The following is a 19,808-nucleotide window of genomic DNA, read 5'->3' as shown; positions in this document are numbered from 1 at the left end:
GGGGGAGAGTTTCTGCCGTCCAGACCCTGGGGTTGTACGGCAGAAGGCGCGAAATTATTGCCTCAGCGTTTTACTACGGGTAGTTAAACGCATCCGGATGGTTCTCCAGGCTGCCGCTCAGGGCGGCAAAGAGCACCGTCTTGCCATCGATAGAGCGCTCATCGCTAACATTCAGCCAGGTCAGTGTCTCCTGGGCGGTTTTTTCGTCAACGGCGGAATAAAGCCCGGACATCTGTCCGGATTTTTCCGACCACAGCACGGCGAAGCGCTCCGCTGCGCAGTCGTGGGGTTTGCAGACGCTGAATACCTGATAGACCTCGGCGCCAAGCTTCACCGTCCGGGCAGGCGAGCCCGTGCCGCCGGACTTTATCCAGGCGGGCAGGGTATGCCCTTTAACCATCTGGCTAAAGGCTGCCGGTTCCTTTTCGGCCAGACCGTCCAGCGTCATATCGGTTTGCGCCATGGCGTGGGTGGATGCAGCCAGAAAAGCGATAGCGGTTAAGTGTTTAAGCATAAAATTGCTCCTGCGAACTTTCTGATTCCGTTTGATGACCGGTGATAATGGCTCTGATTAGCTGTTTTTGGTCTGAACCCAAAAAGCGTGGATAAGGCCTGGAATATAGCCGAGGATCGTTAAAATAATATTGAGGATAAACGCCCAACCAAAGCCTTTACCCAGCAGTACGCCAAGCGGGGGTAGAATAATCGTCAACACAATTCGCCAAAAACCCATAATATCTCCCTGTTAAGTGAGTTAGCTCATAATTATTTTAGCGGTTGCGTCTGTTTTTGCAAATTTTAACTTTTTGAATAATAAGACTGCTAATATTACCCGCACCTCGTTACTACATATTTAATAAATAGAAAAGCCCCAATTCACCTTTCTGACATATATAAGATTATTCCAGGATGAGGCTTAAATTTTTATGCTGGTATCTCTCGCCAGATTCTTTTTACGCACCTGGCGTTCGCCGCTGCGGCGAGCTGGAACAGCGCGCGACAGCGGCGAGCGCTTCTTTTATGCGACGCCGGTACCGCCGTCTGAGCACCAGACCTGACCGGAAGCGTACGAGCAGGCATCTGAGGCGAGGAGAACGTAAAGGGGCGCAATCTCGACCGGCTGTCCCGGTCTGCCGAGCGGCGTATCCTCACCAAAATGCTGAACTTTCTCTTGCGGCTGGCCGCCGCTTGACTGCAGCGGAGTCCAGTACGGGCCGGGCGCCACGGCGTTAACGCGGATACCGCGCGGACCAAGCTGCTTAGCCAGCGATTTGGTAAACGCCACGTTGCAGGCTTTGGTCTGGGCATAATCCAGCAGGATCTCGCTGGGTTTAAACGCCTGCACGGAAGAGGTGTTAATGATCGCCGCCCCCTGCGAGAGATGACGAAGCGCGGCTTTGGTTATCCAGAAGGGCGCATAAACGTTGGTTTTAAACGTGGCGTCAAACGCGGCGGTCGTTAACGTCTCAATGGATTCACAATACTGCTGCCTGCCGGCGTTGTTAACCAGAATATCCAGCCCGCCCAGCTCAGCGACCGCCTTTTCAACCAGGGTATCGCAAAATGACTCAATCCGAATATCGCCGGGAATGGCGACGGCTTTTCTTCCCTCGGCCTGGATCAGCGCGATAACGGCAGCCGCGTCGGACTCCTCCTCCGGCAGGTAGCCGATAGCGACATCCGCGCCTTCCCGCGCGTAGGCAATCGCGACAGCCCGACCAATCCCCGAATCACCGCCGGTAATCAGCGCTTTTTTCCCCGCCAGCTTTCCGGAACCGGTATAGCTGGTCTCACCGTGATCGGGAAGGGGCTTCATTTCGGATGCCAGCCCCGGGGGCTGCTGCGGCTGCTCGACAAACGGCGGAAGTGGATAGTGTAGCGTTGGGTTATTTCCTGTTGTCATACCGGCCTCCTTAATAAATGAAATTTAAGATTAGTCAATGACTGCGTTTGGGCGATAAAAAAAGCGTAAACCAGGAATAATTAACATCGTAAAACCAGGAATTATTTACCTGGCTTTTAAGTCAACATGTAATACCAGAACAACGCAATTTCATCTTTTTCCGGTAACGCGCTGTAGAGATAACGATCGTATCCGCCCAGGGTAAAGCCATAATTTCGGTAGAAAAGGCAGGCGGGAACGTTGACGTTCTGGGTTTCCAGCTTTAATCCCGCCGCGCTCATGCTCCGAGCCCATATATGGGCTGCCGCCATGAGCTTGTTGGCCGCGCCCGTTCTGCGCTGTGAGCGCTCGATGGCGATATAATCCACGGAAATAAATTTGTTCCAGATCAAGGAAGCGGTGATAAATCCGGCGACTTGCCCCGCGTCGGTTTCCGCGATTAAAAATATAGCATCCGGATTAACGCAGTGGTTTTCCAGCGTCTGGATGTCCAGTTCATAGGTTTTATTATAAGCGCTGGGAAGTGTTTCAATTTTCAGATCATTATTGACAAAGGGGCCGGTGGCAATCTGGCTGACGGTGAAGGAAAAATCACAATATTCCAGACGAGCCAGGTCAGAATTTAATCCTTTACGAATCTGCATAGCATTCCTTGTTTTTTAAGCGATTTATTAATCATAGACAACGTCTTTAAAAATAACAGCCTCGCCATCAACAGCGCACGCGTTTAAACCTGGTCTAATCTTATATTCATGCCGCATTTTCCACAGGTCATTTGAGGATATTTAATGGAATCCAGAGTATTTAAAAAACATTGGGGGGCGGAGTTCATTGCCGCGGACACGGTCCGCTTTCGCGTCTGGGCCGAAGGTCAAAAAACGATGACGCTGAGCCTGACGGGCCGGGATATTCCGATGGACGCCGCGGGAGAGGGCTGGTTCCAGATTGACGTCCCCGGCGTAAAGCATGGTGATGAATATATGCTCCGTTTAGCCGACGGCACGCGCATTCCGGACCCGGCGTCGCGCGCGCAACGCGATGATGTTAACGGCCCTTCGGTGGTCATCGACCCCAGGCGTTTTCAGCCGGTTAACGCTGGCTGGAAAGGGCGTCCGTGGGAAGAAACAGTGATATATGAACTTCATCCGGGCACCTTTACGCCGGATGGCACCTTTCTGGCCGCCATCGAAAAGCTGCCTTATCTGGCGGAGCTGGGGATCACCCAGATAGAGGTCATGCCCGTAGCCCAGTTTGGCGGTTCCCGCGGCTGGGGTTACGACGGCGTATTACTCTATGCGCCGCACGCAGCGTATGGCGCACCGGAGGATTTTCACGCCTTTATTGATGCCGCCCACGGGTTAGGGCTATCGGTGGTTCTCGATATCGTGCTGAACCATTTTGGCCCGGAAGGCAACTATCTCTCTCTGCTGTCGCCGGGCTTTTTTCATCAGGACCGGATGACCCCGTGGGGTAACGCTATCGCCTATGAAACCGAGGCCGTGCGGCAGTATATTACCGAGGCGCCGCTGTTCTGGCTGACCGAATACCAGCTTGATGGGCTGCGCTTTGATGCTATCGATCAGATTGAAGATCGCTCCGCCAGGCACGTACTGATAGAAATAGCCGAAAATATCCGCGCCGCGATTCCCGACCGCCACATCCACCTCACCACTGAAGACAGCCGGAACGTGATTTTCCTCCATCCGCGCGATGAGAACGGACAGACGCCGCTCTTTACCGCCGAGTGGAATGATGACTTTCATAACGCCGCCCACGTTTTCGCGACCGGCGAAACGCACGCCTATTATCAGGATTTTGCGCATCAGCCGGCAAAGAATGTCGCAAGGGCGCTGGCCGAAGGGTTTGTCTACCAGGGTGAGCTTTCTGCGCAAACCGGAAAGCCACGCGGCGTGGCCTGCGCCGCTCAGCCGCCGCAGTTTTTTGTCGACTTTATTCAGAATCACGATCAGACCGGGAACCGTGCGCAGGGGGAGAGGCTGATTTCTCTTGCCGGCGCCGGGAAAACGCGCGTTCTTCTCGCCGCATTGCTTCTGTCGCCCCACATTCCTTTGCTGTTTATGGGCGAAGAGTTTGCGGAGACGAACCCCTTTCTGTTCTTTACCGATTTTCATGGCGACCTCGCGAAGGCGGTGCGGGAAGGGCGGGCTAAAGAGTTTGCCGGGCACGCGGGACACGATGCATCAGTCCCTGACCCGAACGATCCCCGGACCTTTATCCGTTCTAAGCTCGACTGGCAGAAGGCGGCAAGCGAGGAGGGGAAAGCCTGGCTGCGCTTCACGCGCCACCTTATCCAGCTGCGCCATCGCTACATTGTCCCGCTGCTCGCGGCGGGAGGGGCCGCGGAGGGCATGATCCTGCACGCGGCGGCGCAGGCGCTGGCGGTGAGCTGGCAATTCTCCGGCGGCACGCTCTCGGTGGCGCTGAATATCGGCGAGGAGCGGACCGCGATGCCGGAAATACCGGGCGAGGTCATTTTTAGCTGGCCGGAGCGGCAGGAGGCGTTATCGCCAAACAGTATTGTTGTCCGTTTTGCACATGGAGAAGCCTCATCATGATCCCTTCCGCAACTTATCGTATTCAGTTCCGTAACGGCATGACTTTCGATCGCGCGGCGGCGCTGGCGCCATATCTCAAAGACCTGGGTATCAGCCATCTTTACGCCTCGCCGATTTTTACGGCAACCAGCGGGTCAACCCATGGCTATGATATTACCGATCCTAACGAGATCGATCCGGCCATCGGGGGCCGCGAAGGGTTTGACCGGATGGTGAAGGCGCTGCGAAACGCGCAAATTGGCCTGATTCTGGATATTGTTCCCAACCATATGGCGACCTCGCTGGAGAATCGCTGGTGGCGGGACGTCATCGAGCAGGGCAAAAACAGCGCCTGGGCCCATTATTTCGATATTGACTGGACGCGTCCCGTTACGCTGCCGTTTCTGGGGGATACCTTTGAGGCAGAGCTGGAGAGCGGGGCGCTCGCGCTAAAACGCGATCCGGAAACCGGGAAGCCGGCGTTCGTCTACTATGACCAGGCCTGGCCCCTGAATCCTCAAACCCTGGCGACAGGTGAGCAACTACTAACATCCTCGGATCGCGACGCCATTCTGGCGCTGCACAAGGCGCAAAGCTGGCGGCTGATGTCCTGGCGGGAGGCGCCCAGGCAGCTCTCCTGGCGGCGTTTTTTTGAAATTACCGGCCTGATTGGCGTCCGGGTTGAAGACCCGGCGGTGTTTGACGACACCCACCGCCTTATCCTTGAACTGGTGCATTCTGGCATCGTCGATGGTCTGCGCATTGACCATATCGATGGCCTTGCCGACCCGCTGGGGTATTTGCAGCGCCTGCGCCAGGCAACCGGGCCAGAGTGCTACATTACGGTGGAAAAAATCCTCGCCAAAGGCGAGCAGCTGCCCGCCGACTGGCCCGTCTCCGGCACCACAGGATATGAGTTTATCGCTTCGCTGGCGGAAGTGCTGGTGGATGACAATAACCTCGATCAGCTGCAGCAGGTTCATGACGAAGCGCTCGGCGGAGCGATAGATCGCCATACCGCGCTGCGCGAGGCGAAAGGACTGATGGTGGATCGCAATTTTGAGGGTGAATTTACCACCTTATTGCGGCTGGCCACCGAACTGGCGGAGCGTAATAGCATGGCGGTTGAGAGCGACGCGCTGCGCCATGCCTTGCGTGAACTGCTGCTGGCCTTCCCGGTCTATCGTACCTACGGCACCGCCGAAGGGCTGACCGCAGGCGATATTACGCTGTTAAACCGGGTGGTTGACCAGGTGAACGCCAGGGAAGACAAACCCGATGCCAGGGCGCTTGAGGTCATTATCGCCATCCTGACCGGCAATCTGCACGAAAGTAGCCTCGACACCGCGTCACTCTTCAGGACCCGCTTTCAGCAGCTGACGGGGCCGTTGATGGCTAAATCGGTCGAGGATACGCTGTTCTTTCGCCATAACCTCGACCTGGCATTGAACGAAGTCGGGGCCGATCCTACTCCTCGCGCTTTTTCTCTCTCTCGTTTTCACCAGGAGATGCGCATTCGTCTTGCCCGCCAGCCCGACGCGCTGCTGGGAACGTCGACGCACGATACTAAACGCGGGGAAGATGCGCGCGCCCGGCTTTACACCCTGACGGAAGCCCCGCTGCTGTGGGCGGAAAACCTTGCGCGCTGGCGTCAGATGAATCAAACCCAGGTGCGTTTTTTGAACGACGGTACGGCGCCGAACGCGGCGGATACGTGGATGATCTATCAGGCGCTCGCCGGCGTGTGGCCTGCAACGCTGCTGCCCGACGATACCGCAGGGCTGAAAGAACTCGAGACGCGTTTTCTTGCTTTTATGGAAAAAGCGCTGCGCGAGGCCAAGCAAAGAACCGACTGGATCGACAGCAATGAAAGCTATGAAAGCGTTGTGCTGAACTATGCGCAACAGCTGTTCGCTGCGGATAATTCGCTCTTTCTCAACGATTTTCACACCGCCCTGCAGCCTTTTATCCGTGCTGGCCTGGTGAACAGCCTCAGCCAGACGGTCATCAAACTGACCGCGCCCGGCGTACCGGATATTTATCAGGGGAGCGAGGCGCTGAACTTCAGCCTTGTCGATCCGGATAACCGACGTGAACCTGACTTCGCCGTCCTGGCGCATAACCTCGATAGCGAAGGCCCTGAGTTGTTTAATAGCGAAAACGCATGGCGAGACGGGCAGCTGAAGCAGTACGTCACCGCGTCGTTTCTCAGGTTAAGGCAGCGGCATTCCGCGCTCTTCCATTATGGTGACTGGGTACCATTAAAGGTCACCGGTGACAGGGAAGAGAATCTTATCGCCTACGCGCGCATCAACGACGAGGAGGCCCTTATCGTGGTGGTTCCTCGCCTGGCGTTTGACGTCGCGGCGCACGGATTGGCTGATTCCCCGGTCAGGCTGTGGGGCAACACTGCGGTAGCCATACCCGAAGATCTGGCAGGACGACATTATCGCGATGCGTTAACCGGCGAAAACCGTCTGGTCGAAGAGGCGCTCGATCTGGCGTCAGCAACGGGGTGGTTAGTAACGCTTATTAGTGAAAAGAAAAGTAGAGAGGAATAGTGTCAATGAAAGAAACGTTTGCAATAGAGCCCGGGGACGGCCAGCAGCTGGGGGCTAATTTTGACGGAAAGGGCGTGAACTTTGCGCTGTTTTCAGCGCACGCTGAGCGGGTTGAGCTGTGCTTATTCGATCCTTGCGGAAAAAAGGAAATAGCCCGGCTTGAACTACCTGAATATACACACGAAATCTGGCACGGCTACGTACCCGGTCTGCAGCCCGGAGCCTTATACGGTTATCGGGTTTATGGGCCGTACGATCCGGAGAACGGCCATCGCTTTAATCCACACAAATTGCTTATCGATCCTTACGCGCGGGAGCTGGAAGGCGATATTGAATGGAACGATGCGCATTTCGGCTACGAGCTGGGCCATGAGGAGAAAGATCTGAGCTTTGATACCCGCGATAGCGCGCCATTTACGCCAAAATGCAAGGTTGTCGACCCGGATGCCTTCGACTGGCAGGGGGAAAATCGTCCCGACGTCCCCTGGCCGCATGCAGTTATCTACGAAACGCATGTGAAGGGTTTTACCCAGCGCAATCCGGCGCTTCCCCCGGAGCTTCGCGGCACATTTGAGGGGCTTGGGCATCAGGCTTCCGTCGATTATATCAAGAGCCTGGGCATCACTTCTGTTGAGCTGCTTCCCATACACTGGTTTCCGGACGATCGGCATCTGCTCGACAGAGGGCTAAAAAACTTCTGGGGTTACAATACGCTGGGCTTCTTCGCTCCCGCGTCCCGTTACTATGGACCTGCGGGTATCGCGGGCTTCCGCGACATGGTGCGCGCATTTCATGATGCCGGTATCGAAGTGATCCTTGACGTGGTTTACAACCACACCGCGGAAGGCAATGAGCTGGGACCGACGCTCTCATTTAAAGGCATTGATAATTTTTCCTACTACCGGACGATGCCGGACCAGCATCGCTATTACATAAATGATACCGGGACGGGGAACACGGTGAATACCTCGCATCCCCGGGTGCTGCAGATGGTCATGGATTCGCTACGTTACTGGGCGCAAGCTATGCACGTCGACGGCTTTCGTTTTGATCTGGGGACCATTTTCGGGCGCGAACCCGAAGGCTTCGATCCGCGAGGCGGGTTTTTCGATGCGATAACCCAGGATCCGGTTTTATCGAAGCTTAAACTGATTGGTGAGCCCTGGGATATCGGTCCCGGGGGTTATCAGGTCGGCGGTTTTCCGCCTGGCTGGGGCGAGTGGAACGACAAATATCGTGATACGGTGCGGGAATACTGGAAGGGGGATAATGTTTCCAACGACTTTGCCGCCCGTTTACTGGGCTCCGGCGATCTGTACGATTTACGCGGCCGTCGTCCGTGGTCCAGCGTCAATTTTATTACCGCCCATGACGGCTTCACGTTGAACGATCTGGTTTCGTATAACGAGAAGCATAATGAAGCCAACGGTGAGGACAATAACGACGGGCATAATGACAACCGCTCCTGCAATTATGGCGAAGAAGGCCCGACAGAAAACCAGGATATCGTCGCCGTCCGCGAACGCCAGAAGCGGAATTTCCTGACCACGTTATTGTTCTCCCACGGTACGCCGATGCTGCTGGCCGGCGATGAGTTTGGCCGTTCTCAGCAGGGCAATAATAACGGCTACTGCCAGGACAGCGAGATTTCATGGGTCAACTGGGAAGCACTGTCCGATCAGGACCATGCGTTGCGCCATTTCACCCAGCGTCTGATAGCGCTGCGTGCGGAGCAACCGCTTTTACGCCGTGAAAGCTGGCGTGACGGGCTCGAGATACGCTGGTTTAACGCCGGCGGCGGTCTGCAGCAATCTGAACAATGGGATGAAGGTTCGACGTTAGGTCTCGCCATCAGCCGACCCGATCTTGAACAGGAGGAGGGCATCTGGCATGACGTGCTGATGCTGTTCAATCCCTTTGAGGGCGACGTTCCGTTCCAGATCCCGCAGTTTGGCGAAGGCGGCTGGGTTCTTGAGCTGTCGACCGCTGAAGAAAAAACGGACGGCGTCATCATTACCGAGACAATTGATTTTGTTCTGGCCGGGCGCAGCATTGCCCTTTTCAGACGGCCTTAAAGCCTCAGACAAACCCGGCGCTGAATGCCGGGTTTCTTTTGCCACGCGATAGCCTGATGGAAATCCTCTGGAACTGTCATTCGGTTTTCAGCGTATCAGATTCGCGGCATCTATCGTGTCCATACCTGCCTGGCGTCTTTGGTCTGCGGTGTGTTTTGCGCCATAATCCCTGTCAGAAAATGCGGCTGATAGGACTCTTCCAGATACCCGATTTCCTCCGCGCTCAATTGAAAATTCACGGCGTTAACCGCGCCGTCGACATGCCTTTTTTGGGTCGCGCCTACGACCGGGGCGGTGACCTTATTAAGCAGCCAGGATAGTGAGATTTCCGTCATGGACACCTGATGCCGTTCGGCAAGCTCAGCGACCCGCTCGATAATGACGCTGTCCTGTTCCGCCGTGCGGTCATATTTCCCGCGGGCATAGTCATCCTCAGCGGCCCGCCGCGTGTGGCCTTCCTTACGGGAAAGACGACCGCTTGCCAGTGCGCTATAGGGAGTCACTGCGATGCCGTCTTCAGCGCACAGCCCCAAGAGTTCGCGTTCATCTTCGCGCATAATCAGGTTGTAGTGGCTTTGCACGGAAACAAAGGGCGTGAGCCTTTCGCGTTCGGCAAGCGCGTTCATCTTCGCCAGCTGCCATGCATAGCAGTTTGAAATGCCAATGGCGCGTACCTTGCCGGCGGTGACGGCGGCATGCAGTGCTTCAAGGACCTCGATCGCGGGGGTGTTATAGTCCCAGAGGTGGTAAATGTAGAGGTCTATATAGTCCATACCAAGATTCTGCAGGCTCTGTTCAAGCGAACGGGTAATCGCCTGTTTTCCGCTCATACCCTGCGCAATTTGCGCTGGCGTACGCGGCAGAAACTTGGTAGCAAGGACGATCTCATCGCGTTTTGCCATATCTCGCAGCGCCCGGCCAACGTACCGCTCGCTCGAGCCGTTCTGATAGGCGATGGCGGTATCGTAAAAATTGATACCTTTTTCAAGACCGTAGCGAATGATGTTCCGGCTTTCCGTTTCATTCAGCGTCCAGCGATGCTGGCCCGTAGACGGATCGCCAAATCCCATACACCCCATGCAGATGCGGGAGACCAGTAAGTCACTTTTGCCGAGTCGGGTATACTGCATCTTCATTTCCCTCGTGGGTTTATTCAGGAAGGGCGTTAAGCTGCGCGATCAGCCTGGAAGCGTGCTCCCTGGCGAGCGTCTTTTGCTGGGCAATTTTATCGGCATCCCGGTCGGCATAGCTGATACCGCAGGTATAAACCGGCGTCAGCAGGTCAAGCCGGCACAGCCTTGCCGTGGTCTCGAACGGAATAAGGTACTCCTCAATGGTGTGACCAAAGAAGCCGTCAGAGGTATACATTGCCTGCGGCGCACCCGTTGTGAAGGAGAGGAGCAGCTTTTTACCGCCCAGTTTCGCCGCCGAACCGTGCGCGAAGCCGTGAACAAAAACCTCATCCAGCCACTGTTTCATCAGCCCCGGGAGGCCATACCAGGAAAAGGGAAACTGCCAGACGATGACATCCGCTTTCAGCAGACTTTTCTGCTCCGCGCCGATATTGATTTTGCCGTCTGGATAAAGCCAGTCCAGACGACGAATTTCAGCGTCGGGCAGGGCGGTCGCCACCTCGTCAAGGATGGTGGCGTTGGCGACGGAATGGTTAACATCGGGATGCCCGGATACGATGAGGATATTTTTCATTTCAATCAGTTAAGTCCGTTGATAAAGATTAACTCAGTATAGGGATGCAGGATTATTTTTTAGCGCAGTAAAGGCTCAATCACTTTTAGACAGAAGCTAATAATCAGCACCTTAAAAAGGCCGAAGCGCTGCTTGCGGCCAAAGGCGTGGATAAGAATGCAATGCTTTCTGCCGCCTTACGCTGGCTGGTGGCGCGCATGCACCCGCGCCATGCTCACGCCATCCGCTCTGTATTAAGGCGTTCGTCGGTCATCACCTTTCCTTCATTTTTGATTTTTAAATTCTGCGGAGAAGAGACTTTCCCAGCTAATAAAGGATCCGAGAGGAATGCACTCAAACGTTAATAAGCCCGCCTTTGCCAGCGGGAATTCAGCCATCACGTTACTGGCTTCTTCCACGGTGTCACATTCGAGGAAAATGGCGACGCCGGGCCTGTCCTGACGGAAATAGATGTCGCGGATAAAGCCGGATTTATACAGCCCCCAGGCGTGCAGGGCCTCAGCGGTAAGGTGTGGCGCATATTTTTCCGGCGTTGCGCCAGGGTTGGGCATATCCAGACATAAAATTCGCATCATCGTCTCCTGTACTCAGTTTTCAGCGGAAAGAGAAAAAAGTATAAGCGCCTCATTCGCAGAAGATTAGGCGGGCATTGACTTAAGCATATTTAGCCTGTACTTAATAATCAGCCGAGGTTTGCTAAGGAAAATGCTATGAATAACGCCCTTTATAATCAGATACGTATCTTTCAGAGCATTGCGCGCGAAGGCAATATTTCGGCAGCCGCCAGGAAACTTGAAATTACGCCGCCTTCCGTCAGCAATGCGCTCAAGCTGCTGGAGGAACATATTGGCCATCCGCTTTTTGTGCGCACGACCCGGCGCATTGAGCTAACGGAAACCGGGCAACAGCTGCTGGAGCAAACCGCCGCCGCGGTGGATTCGCTGGAGAAATCGCTGGAAAGTCTCCGTGACCAGAATAGGGAGCCCTCCGGCGCGGTGAGGATTACGCTCTCGCGCTTTGCCTACCAGCTCATTCTTAAACCCGCAATGGCGGCATTCTGTCGGCAATATCCGGGTATAAAGCTGGAAATTTCGGTCTACGACGGTACCGTGAATATTATCGAGGAGCGTTTTGACCTGGGGATTCGTTTTGGGGATATCCTTGAAGGCGGGGTGGTGGCACGCCCGTTGATGAAACCGTTTCGTGAAGGGTTATATGCGTCTTCAGCCTATCTCGCCGAATATGGAATGCCTGAGGCGCCAGCCGATCTCAGCCATCACCGGCTGATTGGCTATCGTTTCATCACCAACAACCGCATTCTTCCGCTGATCCTTAACGATCGCGGAGAACCATTGACCTTAGAAATGCCCGGACAGTTAATCAGCAACGATATTGACGTTATGGCAGACGGTATTCGCCACGGGCTGGGGATAGGGCGCTTGTTCGAACCCATCTGGCGGTTACAGCCCGATCGAGAGCAGTTTATACCCGTGATGGAGAGCTACTGGAAAACCTATCCGCCAGTTTATCTCTATTACCCGAAAAACGCCGGTAAAACCAAAAGAGTGAAAACCCTGATCGACTTTCTGATAGCCGCTACGGAGTGATAAAAACGACGACTCACTTTCACCCCGGGATTAACGATGAAAATCGGTACCATTAAATCTTACCGGCAGACTCTCTCAGCACAGTAATATCCCTCTTGGGTGACTCCCCAAACATCCGCGTATATTCCCGGCTGAAATGGGATAAGCTTTCGTAGCCGACAGCATAGGCCGCTGTGGTGACATCGTAATGCTCATTCAGCATCAGTCGCCTTGCTTCATTGAGACGCAGCCATTTCTGATAGCGGAGCGGACTCATTCCCGCAAGCTGTCTGAAATGGTGGTGGAAGGAGGGCGTGCTCATTTGCACTCGACTTGCCAGCTCTTCGACACGCAGAGGCGAAGCAATATTGGTCTTTAACCAGTCGATAGCTTTACCGATACGGTAGCCATGGCCGTCGACTGCCGCAATCTGTCTGAGACGATCGGATCGATCGCTCATCAACAGTCGGTAATGTATCTCCCTCTGAATCAGCGGGCCGAGAACGGGAATGGCTTCGGGTTCGTCCAGCAGTGAAAGCAGGCGGCAGAAAGGCTCCAGTAAAACATCAGTCATGGTTCCTATACCGACCCCCGTTCCCGCATCTCGTTTTTTGACTGGCGGCAGGCATCCCTGGGCAATTAATTCCATCAGTACGCGCTGGTCAAGTTTATAGGCGACGCCGACGCAGGGCCGTGATGGCGATGCCTGTAACACTTCCGAACTGGCTGGCAAGTCGAGAGACGTGATCAGGAATTTTTCCGTATTATATTCATAAGCTTCACCGCCAACCCACATGATCTTCGCGCCATCAGCCACCAGGACGATACTCGGAGGAACCAGGCAGCTCACCGGAGGGGCGGGTTCGTTGCGCCGGAAGAGTTCCAGCCCTTCAACCGCGGTGGGAAAATCACCGGTACCGGGCGTGCGCTGAGCAATATCCCGGGAGAGCTTGCCGAGTCGTCTCTCAACCGATTTGTCTGAAATCATTCCGTCACGCCTCATATTTGTTAAGTCTGTGCGACGTCGTCAACTTACCCGTTATGAAAAGTGAAATATACGCTTTGGCATCATGTTAATAGGATCAGGCAAATAATACAGAGTATTTTAATAACAGATTTCATTAGCGACATCCAAAATAGCCATACCGAAATGAGGCGCTGACTACAACCCAACCCGCATCCAATTTGAATGAAGGTATGACTATCATGACGCTAAAAACTTCAACCCGCTTTTTTAATGGCGCACTCCTTGCCGGAGCGCTGGCCATGATTTCAACAGAATCTGCGGTCGCCCAGCCGGCAGCAGGCACAGCAGATTCTTCAGTACGCCTGGTTCAGACGTGGGATAAAACCTTCCCAAGGAGCGACAAAGTGGATCATCAAAAAGTAACTTTTAAAAACCGTTACGGCATTACGCTGGCCGCAGATGTGTATCTTCCTAAAGATCGCGGAAACAAGAAGCTTGCGGCACTGGTTATTTCCGGGCCCTTTGGCGCGGTAAAAGAGCAGGCCTCAGGTCTTTATGCGCAAACCTTAGCCGAGCGCGGATTTGTGACGCTGGCATTTGATCCGTCTTATACCGGCGAAAGCAGTGGGGAACCGCGCAATATCGCGTCACCCGATATTAATACCGAAGACTTTATGGCAGCCGTTGATTTTATTGGGCTGCAATCTTATGTGGACCGTGAACGTATCGGCGTCATCGGTATCTGCGGTATGGGGGGGATCGCGCTGAACGCTGTTGTCGTGGATAAACGCGTAAAAGCGGTTGTTGCCAGCACCATGTATGATATGAGCCGCGTGATGTCAAAGGGCTACAATGACAGCGTAACGCCGGCGCAACGCGAGCAGGCGCTTGAGAAGATGAGCCTTCAGCGCTGGGACGATGCGGCAAACGGTCAACCGGTCAACCGGCCTATCAGCCAGCTTACAATAAACTGAAGGGCGGCGAAGCGCAGTTCCTCGTGGAATACGCGGACTACTATATGACCAAACGCGGATATCATCCACGTGCCGTCAACTCCGGAAACTCATGGTCCGTGACAACGCCGATGTCCTTTATGAATTTCCCGCTGATGACGTATATTAAGGAAATCTCTCCGCGCCCAATCCTGGGTAATGACTCCAACTTACTGATAGTGTTTTATGTTCAGATAATGCCCGATGACTTTGTCATGCAGCTCCACCGATTTTGAGAACGACAGTGACTTCCTGCCCAGCCTTGCCAGATGCTGCCTCAGATTCAGGTTATGCCGCTCAATGCGCTGCGTATATCGCTTGCTGATAACGTGCAGTTCTCCCTTCAGGCGTGATTCATAAAGCGGCCAGCCATCCGTCATCCATACCACGACCTCAAAGGCCGACAGCAGGCCAAGAAGACGCTCCAGCGTGGCCAACGTGCGTTCACCGAATACGTGCGCCACAACCGTCCTCCGTATCCTGTCATACGCGTAAAACAACCAGCGCTGGCGTGATTTAGCGCCGACGTAACCCCACTGTTCGTCCATTTCCGCGCAAACAATGACGTCACTGCCCGGTTGTATGCGTGAGTTTACCGACTGCGGCCTGAGTTTTTTAAGTGTCGTAAAATCGTGTTGAGGCCAACGCCCATAATGCGTGCACTGGCGCGACATCCGACGCCATTCATGGCCATATCAATAATTTTCTGGTGTGTACCGGGCTGAGAGGCGGTGTAAGTGAACTGTAGCTGCCATGTTTTACGGCAGTGAGAGCAGAGATAGCGCTGACGTCCGGCAGTGCTTTTACCGTTACGCACCACGCCTTCAGTAGCTGAACAGGAGGGACAGCTGATAGAAACAGAAGCCACTGGAGCACCTCAAAAACACCATCATACACTAAATCAGTAAGTTGGCACCATTACCGACCGTACAAACCAATATACTCAAAGCGATTACAATAAATGTAACCGTGACTCCCACCCGTAACTAAGTTTACGCCGGACTCACGCAGACAGTGATGGACATAGTTATGATGGAATTTAACATTGCTCTGATATAGTCCCCGACACCCATACCCGAATACGTTATGAAGGTGCGTATCCCAAATCTCACCACCGTCACATGCACGTACCACTAATGCATGCTCCTCTCCCTTATGTGTACCGTCTTCATTTCTGACGGAGAGCTTCATCGCCCCCTGAATCTCAAGGCCAAATATTTTAATACCAGGACAATCCAGGCACGACAGAACCCCTGTCATCGCTACTCTGGGGTCTGTTTCAGCAACGTCATAAACGGTATAAACGTCGCGGAGCTCTTTTGCTGAAATAACGCCGCTCATGCCGTCAATGATGAGACCGGGTTTACCTTCACACTTCACCGGGCCTGACGTCAGGTGACGGCCGCGAATTTTGACCGTAAACCCGTCCGGCACCACTTTAAACAGCGTCGTCAGACGTTCCCGCGCATCAATGCCGTCATTATCACCAAGCCCGGCATCGTAGGTAGTGATAACGGTATCTGTAAATTTACGGCACCATCCGTTAAAAATCGTGACACCGTTGTTCACATCCGCAAGAGAGCTGACGTAATGGAACTCACCGCCGCCTGAAAGCTCGCTGCGGGACGCGGCCCAGCCATCATGGTAGCCGAGAAGTAAAACACGGTCTCCGTCTTCACCGGCCAGTACTGCCAGTGCTGCTGCGCTGTGCACCTGACCTACCAGTTTAAAGCCGTTATCATCTGAAAGTTCAGAGTGAAGTATTAAGCTTTCCCATTCATCCCATTGTTTTAGCAATGTGTTATAGCTTGAAGGTGTAGTAATGAAGCGATTGGAAGCAAAAATCCGACGCTTGGAAGGGTCTGGATAAATAGTAAGGATTCCCCCGTTAGGGTCTGGAGATGAAGTGTTGCCCGAAGGAACGGGATATATTCCCGGCTGGAGTACACTATCAATATCAACATTGGCGCTGAGTGCCGATTTCATCATCAGCGCACCATAATTATTTTCGGACATAAGCACCTCATGTTTGTTAACAGGTGCGATTTAACCGGATGGGGCGGGGATGATACAGAAAGCGGGCGAGCGGTAACGCCGCCAGATAGGGCATGGCGGCGTTTGGTGAGTATCAGGCTATCATTTCAAGGCATTGGGCGTATAAATCGTCCTGAGTGCCGTTTAACGCCTCAAATGCGGCTTTTCCTCCACATGTTCCATCAGCATGAACCGGAATCAGCCAGGCATAAACCGCGCGTATTGCTGCTGGCGCTGCGTGCTGGTGGTGATGGCCACACAGTGGCAATACGCGGGCGTGTGCGCCTGCTGCTGTTCTCCCGTCGATATGGTGTAGGCTGACCACATCGTTAATAATCCCATGAACGTAACAGGCAATGCAGGGTAGAGCGCCGATTTTGTCCATCAGTGAGCGTTCAGCGGCGCGGGGCGTTCGTCCTTTCAAGCCACGCGCACAAGGTTTATTTTTTGCCCGTTCAATATAGCGGGATTGTCGTTCCCGCTGTTTTTCATACTGAGCCTGTCGCCATTCCGGGTTTGCCTGTTTCTCGCGCTGGCGGGCAATAGCCCGCTGCTGATACTCACGTTGCTTTTCAACGTGACGTTGTAACTTTTCCTGTACGGTTTTCATGTTGAGAACCCCGCATATTAGTAAGGAAGGTCAGATTCAGGGACATACGCCGGAATTTCACTGTTGAAGCCACCACTTTCAACATGAAGGATTAGAGTTTCGATATAGCCAGCGGTGTACGTATCGCAGCGACGCGCAATTTCATTAAGCTGTTGAAGCTTGATATCGGTGTCAGCGTTGCCCGTCGCGATTTCCTGCGCAATATCGACTTTTTGTTGCATCGCATCGGCGGGGAGTTGCGCTTGTGCGTCTGCAATGGTGGATTCGCTGGCCTCGTTATCGCCGTCAGCGCCGACGATATCCATGATGGTGCGGGCAACTTTCATTTCAGGATTTGCCAGCGCTTCAAAGCTCACATCACCACGCATCAGCGCCAGCGTATAGAACTCGCGGCAGGCGTTATACCAGTTACGGCGGTGATAGCTTGTGTCGCTGTGTACTGAGCGCATATCCAGACCGTGCGACACGTGAACTTCCATTTGACGCATAGCAATTTCGATAATCTCCGAATCGTGCCCCGCTTCAACGGCAGCAACAAAAGCCTCTTCATCCTCATCAAGCAGGGTGCAGTCAGGAATAAACGTCCGGGCGACTGGCGCTGACATATCGCGGGTATCATGCACATCGTTTGAATCAGCGCTGGAAATCGCAACAGAAGAAAGGGATTCTGCGATATCCATAGCGACTTCAGCGCTGACGTGTGCGCCGGTTCTGGTGTCGATAAGTTCGTCGCCGTCTACCTGAAAGAATCCGGCCTGTTTGTAGAAACTCTGCCAGTGTTCATCCGTCAGGCCATAGCGCAACACTGTATCGCGGGCCATTGCGTCATCGTCTTTGGAATTGTCGCGGGAATGGATAACATCCTCTGCAACTTCTGACGGTGTGCGCAGAAACGGGTTGCGGGCTTTAGCCTGGGCGATTACCGCGCTGCCAGTGAATTCACCAGCCGCGACCAGCATATTCAGGATAGATTCCGCTTTAGTGCGTTCTGATTTGGTTGGCTTCCATTTGCGGCTACTGTTCAGAGAGCGGGCTTTACGGCGTTCGCGTTTACTGTCTGCCTGGTCGATATCGTCATCACCATCAGTAATATCGAGCGCCTGACGCAGACCATAACGGCGAAAATAGGTGAAGGACGCGCCGACGCGCTGGCATTCATCAAGGCGCTTATCCTCTTTGATAAAGGCCGGGAGCCGGAAAGATACTTCCGTGCTGGTTGGGATATGGATAAAGGTTGTCACCATTTCCAGCGGAAGTTCGTCACCTTTCTCAAACTCCTGTTTGAGCATCAGGCCATGCTGATAGATAGGCTCGCGTAGCATGTCCAGCAGTTGCGCCAGTGATGCAAAAGTGAAGTCCAGCGTTTCGTTATAGTTGTCGCGTTCCGGGTTTTTCAGTTCGCGCACCAGATGCGCCAGCGCTTCCTGAGCATTGGCGTACTGTTTGCCGGGCGCTACGTAGACTTCCGGCGCGGTCACTTCCGTTTTTTCGACTTCATTTGAGGCATTTTTGTGAACGGGAATCATAGCGGCAGTTGCATAACCAGCGGCTTTAAGTGCCATCATTGTATGTACTGCCAGTTCTGCGGCGTCGGGGATAGTGAGTAATGTACTCATTGTGGTTGCTCCTTTGGATGAGACTGAATCCCCACTTTTGAGATGGGGCGGGGTGGAGCTCAAAACCGTCCAAAGTCGGCGGACTTATTCACAGACGGAGAGGCCTGCTATTCGTCGCACTCCACCCCATAATTCAGCACTCGCGTAGCCGGAGCCACCAGAGCATAAATTCTGGGTACAAAAAAATCACGCTGACGGGGTGATGTACCGCTTTGGATTGGTGTTTTGAGCACCTGATATAGATCTTAAGACAACTACAAATTAGAAGCAAGGGCTTATTTGCGCTCGGCAAACTTGAGAAGTTCATCAATTGCGGCTTTCAACGTGTCGGATGATTTGAAACTATAGAAACCGGCTTTCCACTCACCACAAGACTTTAACGCCGCCTCATAGTCGGAAAAGGCTTTTTGTAGCCCGGCCCGTTCTGCGTGTTTGGTGACAATGAGAAGGGCGTGAAGGTCAGTCTTACCTAACGTCACATTTGGGAATGTTCCATTGGTTGCAGTGTCTCGTTGCTGCATAAGTGAAAGCGTTACTCTGTCTGCAACAGAGTTAAATTCTTTCCGCTTTTCCCCCTTGATAGCATAGTGATAGCTGATGTAACCGCTGGCAAAAGTGCCGATAAACGAAACAAAAAGCGCTATCGTTGCCACTACATCACTGTAACTCATGAGGCTATCCTTATGTCCTATGCTGACTTTGCGGCTACTCTGGCATTAGGTATATCAATCGGAAACCTGCTTACATGCCTGTGGTTTTGGTGGCTGAGCAAGCGTTGCTGATGCGGGATTATCTTATATTAACTACAAATAAGACGAAAGGAAGAAGGGGTGTTTTTTGCGGTAAGGGATTGTTTATGGGTATAATCTCGCCCGGTGCTTGAGGCTGTCTGCCTCATGTCACCATGTGGCAGATAGAAGAAAGCCCCGAAGGTCAATTTTCATTAACCAACGAGGCCTCTAATCTTGCGTGACAACACGATTATAGCCTCCCAAAAGCGAAGGAGGCAACTTTGTTTTACAAAGGAGTTTTTTTGTTTATCGCGATATTTATCGCGGCGTTACTGGCGTATACCGCCCTTAACCGGACGCTTTGCGAAGCGTCCATAGGTCAGGGAGGTGTGCAGGTAGCGGCAAAGTTTGCCTACGAAGCTAAGGAGAGTCGCTAAATCAGGGCGGGGATCCGTCCCCGCCTTTCTGGTT

Annotated in this window: 18 protein-coding genes and 1 pseudogene; 6 read left to right on the top strand and 13 right to left on the bottom strand. The window is 53.6% G+C overall.

Annotation, left to right across the window (positions count from 1 at the left end; translation table 11 throughout):
* Positions 1 to 73: 73 nt before the first annotated feature.
* The 4 genes from ivy to MKleb_RS13745 all read right to left on the bottom strand — a co-directional run bounded on the left by ivy (position 74) and on the right by MKleb_RS13745 (position 2,547).
* Complete coding sequence (ivy, locus tag MKleb_RS13760) at positions 74 to 514, bottom strand: Ivy family C-type lysozyme inhibitor (RefSeq protein ID WP_025108368.1); 441 nt, start codon at positions 512 to 514, stop codon at positions 74 to 76.
* Between the two features lie 57 nt (positions 515 to 571).
* The gene (locus MKleb_RS13755; protein WP_004102047.1) at positions 572 to 733 is read right to left on the bottom strand and encodes a YqaE/Pmp3 family membrane protein; all 162 of its coding nucleotides are present in this window, start codon (positions 731 to 733) and stop codon (positions 572 to 574) included.
* A 285-nt stretch (positions 734 to 1,018) separates the two neighbouring features.
* Positions 1,019 to 1,903, bottom strand: a complete 885-nt coding sequence (locus MKleb_RS13750) for an SDR family oxidoreductase (RefSeq protein ID WP_025108367.1) — start codon at positions 1,901 to 1,903, stop codon at positions 1,019 to 1,021.
* 116 nt (positions 1,904 to 2,019) lie between these two features.
* Positions 2,020 to 2,547 (bottom strand): GNAT family N-acetyltransferase, encoded by a 528-nt coding sequence (locus tag MKleb_RS13745; RefSeq protein WP_025108366.1) that lies wholly within the window; start codon positions 2,545 to 2,547, stop codon positions 2,020 to 2,022.
* A 144-nt stretch (positions 2,548 to 2,691) separates the two neighbouring features.
* On the opposite strand from MKleb_RS13745, the gene treZ reads away from it, so the two are divergent.
* From treZ to glgX, 3 genes are read left to right on the top strand one after another with little or no spacing between them, the layout of a single operon-like run.
* The gene (gene treZ / locus MKleb_RS13740) at positions 2,692 to 4,479 is read left to right on the top strand and encodes a malto-oligosyltrehalose trehalohydrolase (protein ID WP_025108365.1); all 1,788 of its coding nucleotides are present in this window, start codon (positions 2,692 to 2,694) and stop codon (positions 4,477 to 4,479) included.
* On the top strand, positions 4,476 to 7,019 hold the full coding sequence (gene treY / locus MKleb_RS13735) for a malto-oligosyltrehalose synthase (RefSeq protein ID WP_025108364.1): 2,544 nt from the start codon (positions 4,476 to 4,478) through the stop codon (positions 7,017 to 7,019). The genes treZ and treY overlap by 4 nt, the downstream gene beginning before the upstream one ends.
* Before the next feature lie 5 nt (positions 7,020 to 7,024).
* Entirely contained in the window at positions 7,025 to 9,094 is a 2,070-nt protein-coding gene (glgX, locus tag MKleb_RS13730; RefSeq protein WP_217075936.1) for a glycogen debranching protein GlgX, read from the top strand.
* A gap of 110 nt (positions 9,095 to 9,204) precedes the next feature.
* Here the strand turns inward: glgX and MKleb_RS13725 are convergent, their stop codons facing one another.
* The 3 genes from MKleb_RS13725 to MKleb_RS13715 form a co-directional block, all read right to left on the bottom strand.
* On the bottom strand, positions 9,205 to 10,224 hold the full coding sequence (locus MKleb_RS13725) for an aldo/keto reductase (protein WP_108703434.1): 1,020 nt from the start codon (positions 10,222 to 10,224) through the stop codon (positions 9,205 to 9,207).
* 19 nt (positions 10,225 to 10,243) lie between these two features.
* Positions 10,244 to 10,801, bottom strand: a complete 558-nt coding sequence (locus MKleb_RS13720) for an NAD(P)H-dependent oxidoreductase (protein WP_025108362.1) — start codon at positions 10,799 to 10,801, stop codon at positions 10,244 to 10,246.
* A gap of 263 nt (positions 10,802 to 11,064) precedes the next feature.
* Positions 11,065 to 11,373, bottom strand: coding sequence for a hypothetical protein (locus MKleb_RS13715; RefSeq protein WP_025108361.1), 309 nt, complete (start codon positions 11,371 to 11,373; stop codon positions 11,065 to 11,067).
* Between the two features lie 138 nt (positions 11,374 to 11,511).
* Here MKleb_RS13715 and MKleb_RS13710 point away from each other — a divergent pair, with 138 nt between their 5' ends.
* Positions 11,512 to 12,408 (top strand): LysR family transcriptional regulator, encoded by an 897-nt coding sequence (locus MKleb_RS13710; RefSeq protein ID WP_025108360.1) that lies wholly within the window; start codon positions 11,512 to 11,514, stop codon positions 12,406 to 12,408.
* Positions 12,409 to 12,460: 52 nt separating this feature from the next.
* On the opposite strand, the gene MKleb_RS13705 is transcribed toward MKleb_RS13710, so the two are convergent.
* On the bottom strand, positions 12,461 to 13,375 hold the full coding sequence (locus MKleb_RS13705) for an AraC family transcriptional regulator (protein ID WP_025108359.1): 915 nt from the start codon (positions 13,373 to 13,375) through the stop codon (positions 12,461 to 12,463).
* A 209-nt stretch (positions 13,376 to 13,584) separates the two neighbouring features.
* On the opposite strand from MKleb_RS13705, the pseudogene MKleb_RS13700 reads away from it, so the two are divergent.
* Positions 13,585 to 14,501: pseudogene (locus MKleb_RS13700) on the top strand (alpha/beta hydrolase); the annotation flags it as partial.
* A gap of 15 nt (positions 14,502 to 14,516) precedes the next feature.
* Here the strand turns inward: MKleb_RS13700 and MKleb_RS13695 are convergent.
* From MKleb_RS13695 to MKleb_RS13675, 5 genes are all read right to left on the bottom strand, one after another.
* Positions 14,517 to 15,214, bottom strand: a protein-coding gene (locus MKleb_RS13695) for an IS1 family transposase (protein ID WP_228740736.1) whose coding sequence is annotated in 2 segments (ribosomal slippage) — positions 14,517 to 14,965 and positions 14,965 to 15,214 — 699 coding nt in all. Because the reading frame shifts where the segments join, the coding sequence is not laid out codon by codon here.
* A gap of 50 nt (positions 15,215 to 15,264) precedes the next feature.
* Positions 15,265 to 16,362: a hypothetical protein gene (locus tag MKleb_RS13690; RefSeq protein ID WP_217075935.1), complete on the bottom strand. Its 1,098-nt coding sequence runs from the start codon at positions 16,360 to 16,362 to the stop codon at positions 15,265 to 15,267.
* Between the two features lie 112 nt (positions 16,363 to 16,474).
* Positions 16,475 to 16,990 (bottom strand): Ref family recombination enhancement nuclease, encoded by a 516-nt coding sequence (locus MKleb_RS13685; protein WP_217075934.1) that lies wholly within the window; start codon positions 16,988 to 16,990, stop codon positions 16,475 to 16,477.
* Positions 16,991 to 17,007: 17 nt separating this feature from the next.
* A complete protein-coding gene (locus MKleb_RS13680) occupies positions 17,008 to 18,669 on the bottom strand; it encodes an ERF family protein (protein WP_228740734.1) in 1,662 nt (553 codons plus the stop codon).
* 212 nt (positions 18,670 to 18,881) lie between these two features.
* Positions 18,882 to 19,277: a hypothetical protein gene (locus tag MKleb_RS13675; protein ID WP_004113049.1), complete on the bottom strand. Its 396-nt coding sequence runs from the start codon at positions 19,275 to 19,277 to the stop codon at positions 18,882 to 18,884.
* Positions 19,278 to 19,639: 362 nt separating this feature from the next.
* On the opposite strand from MKleb_RS13675, the gene MKleb_RS13670 reads away from it, so the two are divergent.
* Complete coding sequence (locus MKleb_RS13670) at positions 19,640 to 19,774, top strand: Hok/Gef family protein (RefSeq protein WP_196552838.1); 135 nt, start codon at positions 19,640 to 19,642, stop codon at positions 19,772 to 19,774.
* Positions 19,775 to 19,808: the final 34 nt, after the last annotated feature.

The sequence above is a fragment of the Klebsiella sp. PL-2018 genome (genome assembly GCF_019048985.1).
GTDB classification, from domain to species: Bacteria; Pseudomonadota; Gammaproteobacteria; order Enterobacterales; family Enterobacteriaceae; genus Klebsiella; species Klebsiella michiganensis.
Note: the sequence above shows the minus strand (reverse complement) of the source record. Positions and strands in the feature narration are given on the sequence as shown.

Bases quoted from the DNA above. Each gene is read 5' to 3' on its own strand.
- MKleb_RS13675 (WP_004113049.1), bottom strand. From the start codon at position 19,277: ATGAGTTACAGTGATGTAGTGGCAACGATAGCGCTTTTTGTTTCGTTT.
- treY (WP_025108364.1), top strand. From the start codon at position 4,476: ATGATCCCTTCCGCAACTTATCGTATTCAGTTCCGTAACGGCATGACT.
- MKleb_RS13715 (WP_025108361.1), bottom strand. From the start codon at position 11,373: ATGCGAATTTTATGTCTGGATATGCCCAACCCTGGCGCAACGCCGGAA.
- MKleb_RS13720 (WP_025108362.1), bottom strand. From the start codon at position 10,801: ATGAAAAATATCCTCATCGTATCCGGGCATCCCGATGTTAACCATTCC.
- MKleb_RS13745 (WP_025108366.1), bottom strand. From the start codon at position 2,547: ATGCAGATTCGTAAAGGATTAAATTCTGACCTGGCTCGTCTGGAATAT.
- MKleb_RS13710 (WP_025108360.1), top strand. From the start codon at position 11,512: ATGAATAACGCCCTTTATAATCAGATACGTATCTTTCAGAGCATTGCG.
- MKleb_RS13705 (WP_025108359.1), bottom strand. From the start codon at position 13,375: ATGATTTCAGACAAATCGGTTGAGAGACGACTCGGCAAGCTCTCCCGG.
- ivy (WP_025108368.1), bottom strand. From the start codon at position 514: ATGCTTAAACACTTAACCGCTATCGCTTTTCTGGCTGCATCCACCCAC.
- glgX (WP_217075936.1), top strand. From the start codon at position 7,025: ATGAAAGAAACGTTTGCAATAGAGCCCGGGGACGGCCAGCAGCTGGGG.
- MKleb_RS13725 (WP_108703434.1), bottom strand. From the start codon at position 10,224: ATGCAGTATACCCGACTCGGCAAAAGTGACTTACTGGTCTCCCGCATC.
- MKleb_RS13750 (WP_025108367.1), bottom strand. From the start codon at position 1,903: ATGACAACAGGAAATAACCCAACGCTACACTATCCACTTCCGCCGTTT.
- MKleb_RS13690 (WP_217075935.1), bottom strand. From the start codon at position 16,362: ATGTCCGAAAATAATTATGGTGCGCTGATGATGAAATCGGCACTCAGC.
- treZ (WP_025108365.1), top strand. From the start codon at position 2,692: ATGGAATCCAGAGTATTTAAAAAACATTGGGGGGCGGAGTTCATTGCC.
- MKleb_RS13685 (WP_217075934.1), bottom strand. From the start codon at position 16,990: ATGAAAACCGTACAGGAAAAGTTACAACGTCACGTTGAAAAGCAACGT.
- MKleb_RS13755 (WP_004102047.1), bottom strand. From the start codon at position 733: ATGGGTTTTTGGCGAATTGTGTTGACGATTATTCTACCCCCGCTTGGC.